The sequence below is a fragment of the Blastococcus sp. SYSU D00868 genome (assembly GCF_054050575.1).
On the sequence record NZ_JBJGZO010000005.1, the window covers coordinates 206,975 to 217,974 of the forward strand.

The following is an 11,000-nucleotide window of genomic DNA, read 5'->3' on the forward strand; positions in this document are numbered from 1 at the left end:
AGCGTCCCCGGCACACCCCGGCGGAGAGGACGCAGCGATGAGCACCGACAGCGCGCAGACCGAGGACACGGTGGAGCGGGTCACCATCGACATCCGCCGGCCGATCGCCGCGGACCTGGTGGAGCACCCGCCGGGCTGCCCGTTCGACCCGGCGCCGGGCATGGTCGAGCGCCGCGGGCAGGGTGCCGTGCAGCCGCTGCGCCTGCTCAACGGCGTGACCGCCTACCTGGTCACCGGCTTCGAGGAGAGCCGCACCGTGCTGGCCGACGCCCGGTTCAGCGCCGACAAGCTCCGCAACCGCGAGGCCACCTCCTTCTCCCCCGAGGAGTTCGCGGCGATGGGCGAGGCGGCCGAGCGGGGCGGCTGCCCCGTCGTCTCCCCTGAGGACGCGGCGCCCCGCGGCGACGGCTACTTCGTGTTCATGGACCCGCCGGAGCACACCCGGCTGCGGCGGCTGCTGACCGGGCAGTTCACGGTGCGGCGGATGCAGGCGCTGGAGTCGCGGCTGCGGGAGATCGCCGCCGGGCAGATCGCGGCGATGCAGGCGGCCGGGACCGGGGCCGACCTCGTGTCCGCGTACGCGCTGCCCATCCCCTCGCTGATGATCTGCGAGCTCCTCGGCGTCGACCCCGGCGACCGCGAGGAGTTCCAGCACAACACGTCGGTCGGCACGAACGTCCAGGCCAGCGACGAGGAGAAGGCGATCGCCGGCGGCGCGCTGTACGCGTTCATGCAGCGGCTGGTGGCCGGCAAGCGGGCGAACCCGGGCGACGACATCCTCTCCGGCCTCGTGCGCGCCACCGACCCCGAGCTGACCGACCAGCAGCTGGTGGACATGGCGCTGGTGCTGCTGGGCGCCGGCCACGAGACGACGGCGAACATGCTCAGCCTCGGCGCACTGGCGCTGCTGTCCCACCCGGAGCAGGTCGAGGCGCTGCGCGCGGACCCGGGGCTGTTCGACAACGCCGTCGAGGAGCTGCTGCGCTACCTCAGCATCGTGCAGTTCGGCGTCACCCGGATCGCCACGGAGGACCTCACCCTCGGCGGGGTCGACGTCCCGACGGGGGCGACGGTCATCGTCGCGATGCCCGAGGTGAACCGGGACCCGCAGCACTTCCCCGACCCCGACCGGTTCGACGTCACCCGGCCGCGCACCTCGCACCTGGCGTTCGGGCACGGCGTGCACCAGTGCCTCGGCCAGCAGCTCGCGCGGATCGAGATGCGCATCGGCCTGCAGGAGCTGTTCACCCGGTTGCCCGGCCTGCGCCTGGCGGTGCCCGTCGGGGAGGTGCCGGTGAAGAACGAGATGCTCATCTACGGCCTGCACTCGCTGCCGGTCACCTGGGCATGACCGACCCCGCCCCGGTCGGCGGCGATCCGCACCCCGGCGGCTGAGGTGGCAGCGGGTACACAGGCCGCCGTGGACGGTCGGGCGGGGACGGCGACGGCGGGACGCCGGGAGCAGAAGAAGAGCGCGACCCGGGCGGCCATCCGGGACGCGGCGCTGCGCCTGGCCGTCCGCGACGGCGTGGAGAACGTGACGCTGGAGCAGATCGCGGCCGAGGCCGACATCGCGCTGCGGACGTTCTTCAACTACTTCTCCAGCAAGGAGGAGGCCGTCGTGGCCTCCGCCGCCGGCGACTTCCACCGCTTCGTCGCCGAGTTCCGGGCCCGCCCGCGGGAGGAGTCGGTGCTGCGCGCGCTGCGTGAGGCGGCGCTGCTCGCCCTGGACCGGGCGGCGGCCGACGACCGCGACCACGTGACCGCGCTGCAGGTGATCCGCGGCCAGCGGTCACTGGTCCCGCAGCTGCTGGCGGCCCTGGCCGCGCAGGAGGCGGTGCTGGCCGACGCGATCGCCGAGCGGCTGGCGCCGGCGGTCGCGGCGTCGGTCTACCCGCGGCTGTGCGCGACGACGGCGCTGGCGGGGATGCGGGTGGCCGTGGACCGGTGGCTGGACGGGAGCGCCGTCCCCGCGTTCGCCGACCTGCGCACCGAACTGGACCAGGTCCTCTCGGTGCTGGCCGCCGGGCTGGACCGGACGGGGGTCCCGGGGAGCGCCTGAGCGCCCCCCGGGGCTCCCCCCCCGTCAGGCGTTGAAGCGCAGCGCGCCGTCGAGCCGGATGACGTGGCCGTTGAGGTAGTCGTTCTCGGCGATCTGGTGGGCGAGCTTCGCGTACTCGGCGGGGCGGCCCATCCGCTTGGGGTTGGGCACGATCTTGCCGAAGGTCTCGTCGGCCTTGACCGGGTCGGGGAACGCCGGGGTGAGGAAGGTGCCGGGCGCGATGCCCATGACGCGGATGCCGGCCGGGGCGAGGTCGCGGGCGGCGGCCAGGGTCAGGGCGATGACGCCGCCCTTGGCCATCGCGTAGCTGGTCTGGCCCGGCGCGGCCTCGAAGCCGGCGATGCTCGCGGTCATGATCACGACGCCGCGCTGGTTGTCCTCGAGCGGCTCGTTGCCCTGCATCGAGGCGGCCGCACGGGAGAGCACCCGGTAGGTGGCCGTGTAGTAGTACTCGGTCGTCTGGAGGAAGGCCTCCATCGGCATCGGCGTGCCGTCGCGGGACACGATCCGCTGCGCGGCGCCGCCGCCCGGGCCGCCGTTGACGATGACCGTGACCCGCAGCGGGCCCAGCGACTGCGCCGTGGCGATGGCGGCGTCCACCGACTCGTCGCTGGTGACGTCGGTGTGGACGAACTCCACGCCGTCGCCCAGGTCGGCCACGATGGCCTTGGCCTTCTCCTCGGCGACGTCGGCGATGACGACCTTGAGGCCCTCGGCCGCGTACTTCCGGACGGTCTGCTCGCCGAACCCGCCGGCACCGCCGACGACGAGTGCTGATGCTCCAGTGAGGTCCACGGTCACTCCGCTCTCCGGGACGCGTGCCACCGACGCGTCGCGCCCGGCACTGTAAGTGGCCGCGATCACGCCGCGGCCCGGCTCCCGCTCCGCGCGGGGCGTCCGGCTGCCAGCCTGCCCGGGCGCGCGGCGCCGCCGTGGCCGGACGCGCGCCGTTCCGGGTGCGGCGGGCCGTGCCCGGGGCGCCGCGGGCCCCGGACGGGCCGGTCGGGGCGGGACGGGCGGTTCCGGAGAGAGGTGATCCCCCGGCGGTGCGACGGGACCGCGGGCGGCGGGGCACGCGCCGGACGGGGACGCCGAGGAGCCCCGCGCACCGGCCCTCCCCCGAGGCGGTGCGCGGGGCTCCTCGCAGTTCCCCCTGCCGCCGGTCCCCCCGTGACCCGGCGACGAGGACGACTCTGCCCGCCGTCCCGCAGCATCCGCGCAGCCGTTCCGCACGATTCCCGCAAGACCGGGGACCCGGCTCGCGGGCTGCGCGCCGGGACTGCGGGGCGCGCGCACCCCCCACGGCGGGCGCGCCCCGCCTACGCTGCGCGCCGTGCCCGATGCCCCGACCCCCGCGACCGCCGCCCCGACCGCCGTGTGGCTGGAGCGCGGGCTGGCGCTCGCCCTGACGCTGTGCTTCGCGATCGCCCTGGTGCTCAAGCTGAACGAGCACGACGGCTCACCGGCCGCGCAGTTCGTCCTGCTCGGGGTGGCGGCCGTGCTCGCGCTGGCGCTGGTGGCCGTCCGCCGGCGGGGCGGGGCCCCCGACGTCTCGCTGAACGGTCACATGTCCCTGTAGCGGACGGCCTCGGCCAGCTTCTCCCGCAGGATCTCCGGCGTGGCCTGGCGGCCGGGCCCCGGGAACTCGGTGCCCGGCGCGAGGTAGACCCCGGCGTAGGCGGCGGTGTCGCGCTGGTAGCGCCACCCCTCGGCGAGCGGGCCGACGTCGTAGGCGTCGTAGCCGATCGAGTCGAGGAACTCCGTCACCGTCCGCTTCGCCGCGGCGTCGTCGCCGGCGATCGCGACGACGGACCGCTCCGGTGAGCCGGCGGGACGGGCCAGCCGGCGCAGGTGCTCGGAGTAGACGTTGTTGAACGCCTTCACCACGCGGGACTCGGGCAGGTGCGCCTGCAGCAGCTCGCTGACCGTCGTCGACTCGTCGTCCAGCTCCGGGATCTGCCCGTCGCGCTGCGGGTAGTAGTTGTTGGTGTCGATGACGACCTTGCCGCGCAGCGGCTCGACCGGCACCTCCCGGTAGGCCCGCAGCGGGATCGTCACGACGACGAGGTCGCCGGCCGCCGCGGCCTCGGCCGGGGTGGCCGCCCGGGCGTGCGGGCCGAGCTCGGCGACCAGGTCCGCGAGCGTCTCCGGCCCGCGGCTGTTGCTCAGCACGACGTCGTGGCCGGCGTCGACCGCCAGCCGCGCGACCGTGCCGCCGATGTGCCCGCTGCCGATGAGTCCGAGAGTCGTCATGCTCCCCCGCAAGCCGCCGCCGGCCGGCGTCATTCCCAGGCCGAACGGCACTGGCCGCGTCGGCCTCCCCCGGCCAGCGTGGGCGGCCCACGCTCAGGAGGACGCCATGCGGATGATGCTGAGGGTCGTCGTCGACACCGAGAGCGGCAACCGGGCCATCGCGGAGGGCAACCTGGACAAGACGATCCGGGAGACGGTCGAGCGGCTGCGACCGGAGGCGGTCTACTTCGTCGGGGAGGAGGGCTGCCGCGGCCTGTGGGCGGTCATCGACATGACCGACTCGGCCCAGATGCCGGAGATCGCCGAGCCCCTGTTCCAGATGGGCGCCCGGGTGACCCTGACGCCGTGCATGAGCCTGGAGGACCTGCAGCGGGGCATGTCGGCGCTGCGGTGAGCGGCCCCGTCCGCGAGCCGGTACCGGTCGGCTGAGTCGCGCGGGGGCGCCGGGTCGGCCCGCGCCGCCGCGCGTCCGGACGCCCTGCGGGCCCCGGTCCCGCCCCTACGATCCGCGCCGTGCAGGTCACGGTGCTCGGCGGGCTGGGCGTGCGCGTCGACGGCGTCCCCGCGGACCTGGGCGGCCCGAAGCCGCAGGCCCTGCTCGCCCTGCTGGTCGCCGCCGAGGGCCGGCCGGTGTCGGTGCCGCACCTGGTCGACCAGATCTGGGGTGAGGACCCGCCGGCCCGCGCCGAGGCCTCGCTGCAGTCGTACGTGGCGCGGCTGCGCAAGGAGCTCGAGCCCGCCCGGCGGGCGCGGGCCACCACCGACCGGCTGCGCACCCACCCGGGCGGCTACTCCCTCGCCGTCGGGCCGGCGGACGTCGACGCCCGCCGGTTCGCCGACCTCGTCCGGCGGGCGCGGGCCGAGCGGTCGGAGGCGCTGTTCGACGAGGCGCTGGCCCTGTGGGGCGGGGAGCCCTACGCCGGGCTGACCGCGACCTCGCCGGCGCTGGCCGCCGAGGCGGTGCGCCTCACCGAGCTGCGGCTGTCGGCGGCGGAGGACGCGTGGGAGCTGCGGCTGGACCGTGGGCACCGGGACGCCGCCGCCGAGCTCGAGCACCTCGTCCGGCTGCACCCCGCCCGCGAGCGGCTGTGGGGGCTGCTCGCGCTCGCCCAGTACCGCGCCGCCCGGCAGGCCGACGCCCTCGACACGCTGCGCCGCGCCCGCGCGCACCTCGCCGGCGAGCTGGGCATCGACCCCGGGCCGGAGCTGCGGCAGCTCGAGGCCGCAGTCCTGCGGCAGGACCCGGCGCTCGAACGGCGCCCGGCCGCGCGGGCCACCGCTCCCGCCGTGCCTGCCTCAGTGCCCGCCGCCGGTCCCGCCGCCCCGCCCGCCGTCGCGACCGGCCCGGAGCCCCCGCCGGCGGCGCCGCTGCACGGCCGGGACGCCGAGCTGGCCGCCGTCGACCGGGTGCTGGCCGCGGCGGCCGCCGGGCGGGGCCGGGTGGTCGTCGTCCTCGGCGAGCCGGGCATCGGCAAGACCCGCTTCACCGACGAGGTGCTGGCCCGGGCGGCGGCCCGCGGCGCGCGCACCGGCCGCGGGGCGTGGGAGCCCGACGGCAGCCCGCCGCTGGCGGGCTGGACCGCCGCCGCCCGCGAGGCGCTCGGCCGCGAGGGGGTGCTGGCACCCACCCCCGGCGAGGCCCGCGACGCCGCGGCGGAGAGCTACCGGCTGGCGGAGGCGCTGCTGGCCGGGGTCGGCGACGGCCCGCCGGTGGTGCTGGTGCTCGACGACGTGCACTGGGCCGACACCGACAGCCTCCGCCTGGTCCGCCGCGTCGGCGCCCGGCTGGCGCCCGTGCCGCTGGTGCTCGTCGTCGCGCTGCGGGCGGCGACCGCGGACACCCCGGCGCCGGTCGCCGACCTGCTCGGCGCGCTCGCCCGGCTGGACCCGCTGCGGCTGGAGCTGGCCGGGCTGGACGCCGGCGCGGTGACCGCCGCCGTCGCGGCCGCCACGGGCATCGACCTGCCCGGCGGCGTCGCCGACGAGCTGGTGGCGCGGACCAGCGGCAACCCGTTCTTCGTCACCGAGGTGGTCCGGCTGCTCGCGGCCGAGGGCGCGCTGACCGACGCCGACGCACCGGCCTGGCGGTCGGTGCCGCGCGGGGTCCGGGACGTCGTCCGGCAGCGGCTGGCCGGGCTGCCGCCGTCCGCCGGGCGGGTGCTCGCCGTCGCCGCCGTCGCCGGGCGCGGCTTCGACCTGCCGGTCGTCGAGCAGGCGGCCGGCCGGTCCGGGGCCGAGGTGGACGAGGCGCTGGAGGCGGCGCTCGCGCTGGGGCTGGTCGAGGAGGAGGGGCCCGGGCGCTACCGCTTCCCGCACGCGCTGGTCCGGGACGCGGTGTACGAGGCGCTGTCCGCGCCCGCCCGGGCCCGGGCGCACGCCGACGTCGCCGCGGCGCTGGAGGACTGGCACGCCAGCCGGGTCGCCGACCACGCCGCCGAGCTGGCCGAGCACTACCGCCTCGCCGGGCCGGCGCACGCGCGCTCCGCGTGGAGCTTCGCCCGGCGCGCCGCGGACGCCGCGGCCGCCCGCTCGGCGCACGACGAGGCCCGGCGGCTGTTCGCCCTGGCCGCGGAGCTGCAGGCGCACGACCCCGCCGCCACCGACGCCGAGCGGGAGGCGGTGACCGTCGGGCTGGCGCGGGCGCTGCGCCGGCTGGGCCGGCCGCTGGAGGCGTGGCCGCTGCTGGCGGCCGCCGGGGCGTCGGCGCTGCGCCGCGAGGGGCCGGGCCGCGCCGCGGACGTGCTGCTGGAGATCAGCGAGGGTGCGGTCTGGGGCTGGCGTATCCGCGGGCAGGTCGACTCCGCGGCCATCGCGCTGTGGCACAGCCTGCTCGACGCCCCGGACGGCGACCTCTCCCCGGTGCAGCGGGCGCGCGTGCAGGCCGCGCTGACGCTGGAGTACATGTTCGTGCCGGAGGCGGCGGACACCAGCACCGCGCTGCTCGACGCGGCGATCACCGCCGCCCGCGGGCCGGGGTTCGGCGACCGCGACCGGGCCGCCGTCCTGCAGGTCACGACCGGGGCGCTGACCCGCCCGGACCTGCTGCACCGGCGCACCGCGGTGGCCGACGAGATGGTCGCGCTGAACACCCGCACGGGCGACGAGCCGGGCCTGGCCTACGCGCTCACCCAGCGCGCCACCGTCCGCGGGGAGCTGGGCCTGCTGGACGACGCCGGGTCCGACCTCGCCCGGGCCTCGCTGCTGGCCGAGCGGCACGCCGTCCCGCAGGTGCTGCTGATCGCCGGGTGGGGACTGGCGCTGCTGCGGCAGGCGCGCGGCGACCTGGCCGGGGCGGAGGCCGACGTCGTCCGGCTGGAGCGGCTGGCGCAGACGCTGGCCATGGCGGGCGTCGGCGTGGGGCTGGCGCAGCTGACCACGATCCGCTGGGCGCAGGGCCGCCTCGCCGAGCTGGAGCCGGAGCTGCGCGTGGCCGCGGAGTACCAGCCGAACGAGATGCGCGACGCGCACGCCCTGGCGCTGATCGCGGCCGGCCGCGCGGCCGAGGCCCGGGTGCTGCTCGGGGCGTGGACCGAGCAGCCGCCGATCAACCGCGACTACCTGTGGCTCAGCCTCACCGTGCTGCGCGCCTGGGTGTGGCTGGAACTGCACGCGGCCGGGCTGGCCGGCGACGAGGCGGTCGACGACCTGCGCCGGGCGCTGGAGCCGTACGCCGACCGGTGGGCCGTGGGCGGGCTGTCGGCGCTGTTCGCCGGGTCCGTCGGGCACACGCTGGCCCGGCTGGCCGCGGCCGGCGGCGACCTGGACGCGGCCCGGCGGCACGCGGAGTCCGCCGTCTCCCGCCACCGGGCCGCGGGGCTGGACCGGTGGGCGGAGCGGACGGCGGAGCTCCTCGCCGCGTACTCAGGGCGTCGCGGTGCCGTGGATGAGGAGGGCGTGCTTCCGGAACGCCCGGCGTGACAGCTTCGGCACGATCCAGCGGACCGGCGGCGGCGCCGCGGCCAGCATCGCGTCGATCGCCGCGGGGTCGCCCTCGTACTGCAGCATCCCGAGGACCAGCGACATCTGGTCCTTCCGGTTGCTCCTGCGGGCCCGCTCGCCCACCTCGTGCCACTCCTCCTGGGTGATGGTGCGGGCGATGATCGGCAGCACCCGCTCCTCCTCGGCGTCCAGGTGCTCGACCAGGTGCACGCAGAGCCGGTCGAACAGCTCGGCGAGCCGGTCGCGGTCGGCGGCGCCGCCGGTGACCGCCCAGCGCGGCCGGATCTCGTCGATCTCGGCGATCAGGACGTCGACCCTGCCGTGCTGGGCCTCCATCAGCCGCACGATCGGGGCCAGCTCCTCGGGGACGCGCTCGAGCAGGCGCGGCCAGATCAGCTCGTCCTCGTGGGTGTGGTGGTGGTGCAGCGTGCGGGTGAGCAGGTCCAGGTGCTCGGCGACGACCCGCGCGCGCCTCGCGTCCCCCTCGGCGACCCGGCGGACGACACCGCCGGCGAGCCGGAACTCGCGCCGGAAGAAGCTGTGCACGGTGGGCATCTCGCGGGTGTCGATCGGGGCGGTCGTGGTCGCGGTCATCTCGGTCTCCTCGGGATCGGCGGGACCCGACCGTCGCGCGCGCCCTCTGCAGCCCACTTGCACCCGTCTTGCACCCGCGATCGGCTACAGCGAGAGGACCAGGCCCGTCCGCGGGTCGACGTCCCCCTTCAGCAGCGCGGTGTAGGCGCTCGTCAGCGCGTCGACGCCGGTCGCGTGCCGGAACTCGACCAGCGCGGGCAGGCGGGTGGTGGCGAACCCCGCCCACGCCGCCCCGAGCGCCCGGGCGAACGGCAGCTGGCCCAGCTCCGCGGACCGCTCGTCGGCCGCGTCCGGCGCGAAGAACACGACCGGCTCCGGCCCCGGCAGCCCCTCGGCCTCGAAGGTCGCCCCCTCCCAGTGCGTCGCGCCGACCAGGACCGAGGCGCGCAGGACGTCGGCGGTGGCCCGGTGGACCGCCGTGCGGAGGCCCGGGTCGCCCGCCACGTCGACCAGCGCCAGCCCGCCGTCGACCGGCAGCGAGCCGACCTCCTCGTAGGCGAGCACCCGGTCGTACAGGCCGGTGGCGGCGGTCGCCGCGACGCGCGCGGGACTGGTCAGGCCGAGCAGCGACGGCGGCGCCGGGTGCTCCCGGATCGCGGCCGCCGTGCAGAGGGCGGTCCGGCTCGACGCCGAGGTGAGCACCACGGCCTGCGCGCCGTGCCAGCCGGCGCGGGCCAGCTGGTCGGCGATCAGCCAGCCGGTGAGGTACAGCGGTCGGACCACCGCGGCGGCGTCGTCCAGCTCGGGCGGGAAGCCGGTCTGCGGCACGGCGCGCAGGTAGCGGTTGTAGACGGCGGGCAGCGTGGCGCGCGCCGCGGAGGTGTCGACGAAGCCCGGCCCGGCCGGCGCGACCTCGAGGGTCACCCGGGTCGACATCGGCCAGTACCCGTAGAAGCGCTCGCCCACCGCGATGCCGTCGACCCCGGACGCCTCGACCCGGCCGAAGCCCCAGACGGGCACCCGGCCCCAGCCCTCCGGTGCGGGGAAGAACTCCCAGTAGCGGAGGGCGTCGCCGAACACCGCGTAGGTCAGGTTGTTCGCGGTGAGCCCGAAGCGCTCGACCCGGAACTGCACGGCGCCCTGCGGCACGTCCGTCCGGGCGGGCTCGCCGGCGTCGACGCGGGTGGTCCGCGGGTCGTCGCGCCGGACCAGGAGGTCGGTCATCTGTGGCTCCTCTGCGGTGGGCGGCCGGGCCGGCCCGCGGAGCGGGGCGGCCCGGCCGGGGGTGTCGGTCAGGCGCGGCGCGCGGTCACGAGCAGGTACTCCCAGTCCATCGCGATCGCGCCCGAGCCGTGGTCGTACCGGGCGGCCAGAGCGGTCAGGTCCCGGTCCAGCGCCGCGGTGCGCTCGGGGTCGTCGGCGACGGTGCGGTAGGCGACGATCGTCGGCCCGTAGACGGTCTTCCAGTAGTCCCGCCAGGCCTCGGGCGAGGGCTGGCCGGTGACGGTCACGGTCTGCCGGCGGGCGACGAGGTCGGTGACCCGGTCGCCGAGCAGCGCGCGCACGTGCGCCTCGTCCCCCCACAGCGGCGGCGGGGAGGCCCCGGGCGGCGGCGGGGGCGCGTACGGCTTCATCGTCCTGAACAGCTCGCCGACGAAGCCCTCCGGCGTCCAGTTGACCAGGCCGATCGTGCCGCCGGGCCGGGCCACCCGGACCAGCTCGTCGGCGGCCTGCTCGTGGTGCGGGGCGAACATGACGCCGACGCAGGAGAGGACGACGTCGAAGGCGGCGTCGGCGTAGGGCAGCGCCTCGGCGTCGGCCTCCTCCCAGCGCAGCCGCGCACCGCGCGCCTCGGCGGACCGGCGGCCGGCCTCCAGCAGCTCGGGGGTCAGGTCCGAGGCGGTCACGTCGGCGCCGGCGAGCGCCGCCGGGACGGCGACGTTGCCGCTGCCGGCCGCCACGTCCAGCACCCGGTCCCCCGGGCGGACGCCGGCCGCGGCCACGAGGACGGGGCCGAGCTCGGCGATCACGTCGGACGCCACGGCCGGGTAGTCGCCGAGCGCCCACATCGCCCGGTGCCTGGTCTTGAGCGCGCGGTCGGCGGCGGCCGCGTCGATGGTCTCGGTCATCTCGGACTCCTGGTCGTCGGTGCGGGGGTGGGCGGGGGATCCACCCGGTGCGACGACCGTCGGCCCGGCCCGTTGCAGGCCGG

General features: G+C 77.2%; 10 protein-coding genes. 5 read left to right on the plus strand and 5 right to left on the minus strand.

The window, feature by feature from the left end:
- The first annotated feature begins 37 nt into the window (after positions 1-37).
- Together ACI79F_RS06970 and ACI79F_RS06975 are read left to right on the plus strand one after the other, a co-directional pair.
- Positions 38-1,351, plus strand: a complete 1,314-nt coding sequence (locus tag ACI79F_RS06970; protein ID WP_456545519.1) for a cytochrome P450 — start codon at positions 38-40, stop codon at positions 1,349-1,351.
- 69 nt (positions 1,352-1,420) lie between these two features.
- Positions 1,421-2,062 (plus strand): TetR/AcrR family transcriptional regulator, encoded by a 642-nt coding sequence (locus ACI79F_RS06975; protein ID WP_456545518.1) that lies wholly within the window; start codon positions 1,421-1,423, stop codon positions 2,060-2,062.
- A 24-nt stretch (positions 2,063-2,086) separates the two neighbouring features.
- Here ACI79F_RS06975 and ACI79F_RS06980 read toward each other — a convergent pair whose 3' ends face one another.
- Positions 2,087-2,857 carry an SDR family NAD(P)-dependent oxidoreductase gene (locus ACI79F_RS06980; RefSeq protein WP_456545517.1) on the minus strand — a complete coding sequence of 257 codons (771 nt, stop codon included), beginning with the start codon at positions 2,855-2,857 and terminating at the stop codon, positions 2,087-2,089.
- Positions 2,858-3,395: 538 nt separating this feature from the next.
- Between ACI79F_RS06980 and ACI79F_RS06985 the strand changes: the two genes are divergently transcribed.
- Positions 3,396-3,641: a hypothetical protein gene (locus ACI79F_RS06985; RefSeq protein ID WP_456545516.1), complete on the plus strand. Its 246-nt coding sequence runs from the start codon at positions 3,396-3,398 to the stop codon at positions 3,639-3,641.
- On the opposite strand, the gene ACI79F_RS06990 is transcribed toward ACI79F_RS06985, so the two are convergent.
- On the minus strand, positions 3,626-4,315 hold the full coding sequence (locus tag ACI79F_RS06990) for an NADPH-dependent F420 reductase (protein WP_456545515.1): 690 nt from the start codon (positions 4,313-4,315) through the stop codon (positions 3,626-3,628). The two genes, ACI79F_RS06985 and ACI79F_RS06990, sit on opposite strands and share 16 nt — an antisense overlap.
- A 106-nt stretch (positions 4,316-4,421) precedes the next feature.
- Here ACI79F_RS06990 and ACI79F_RS06995 point away from each other — a divergent pair, with 106 nt between their 5' ends.
- Together ACI79F_RS06995 and ACI79F_RS07000 are read left to right on the plus strand one after the other, a co-directional pair.
- Positions 4,422-4,709 (plus strand): hypothetical protein, encoded by a 288-nt coding sequence (locus ACI79F_RS06995; RefSeq protein WP_456545514.1) that lies wholly within the window; start codon positions 4,422-4,424, stop codon positions 4,707-4,709.
- A 119-nt stretch (positions 4,710-4,828) separates the two neighbouring features.
- Positions 4,829-8,233, plus strand: a complete 3,405-nt coding sequence (locus ACI79F_RS07000; RefSeq protein ID WP_456545513.1) for a BTAD domain-containing putative transcriptional regulator — start codon at positions 4,829-4,831, stop codon at positions 8,231-8,233.
- On the opposite strand, the gene ACI79F_RS07005 is transcribed toward ACI79F_RS07000, so the two are convergent.
- The 3 genes from ACI79F_RS07005 to ACI79F_RS07015 all read right to left on the minus strand — a co-directional run bounded on the left by ACI79F_RS07005 (position 8,177) and on the right by ACI79F_RS07015 (position 10,917).
- The gene (locus ACI79F_RS07005; protein ID WP_456545512.1) at positions 8,177-8,848 is read right to left on the minus strand and encodes a hemerythrin domain-containing protein; all 672 of its coding nucleotides are present in this window, start codon (positions 8,846-8,848) and stop codon (positions 8,177-8,179) included. The two genes, ACI79F_RS07000 and ACI79F_RS07005, sit on opposite strands and share 57 nt — an antisense overlap.
- Positions 8,849-8,932: 84 nt before the next feature.
- Positions 8,933-10,012 (minus strand): DUF2855 family protein, encoded by a 1,080-nt coding sequence (locus ACI79F_RS07010; RefSeq protein ID WP_456545511.1) that lies wholly within the window; start codon positions 10,010-10,012, stop codon positions 8,933-8,935.
- 68 nt (positions 10,013-10,080) lie between these two features.
- On the minus strand, positions 10,081-10,917 hold the full coding sequence (locus ACI79F_RS07015; RefSeq protein ID WP_456545510.1) for a class I SAM-dependent methyltransferase: 837 nt from the start codon (positions 10,915-10,917) through the stop codon (positions 10,081-10,083).
- Positions 10,918-11,000: the final 83 nt, after the last annotated feature.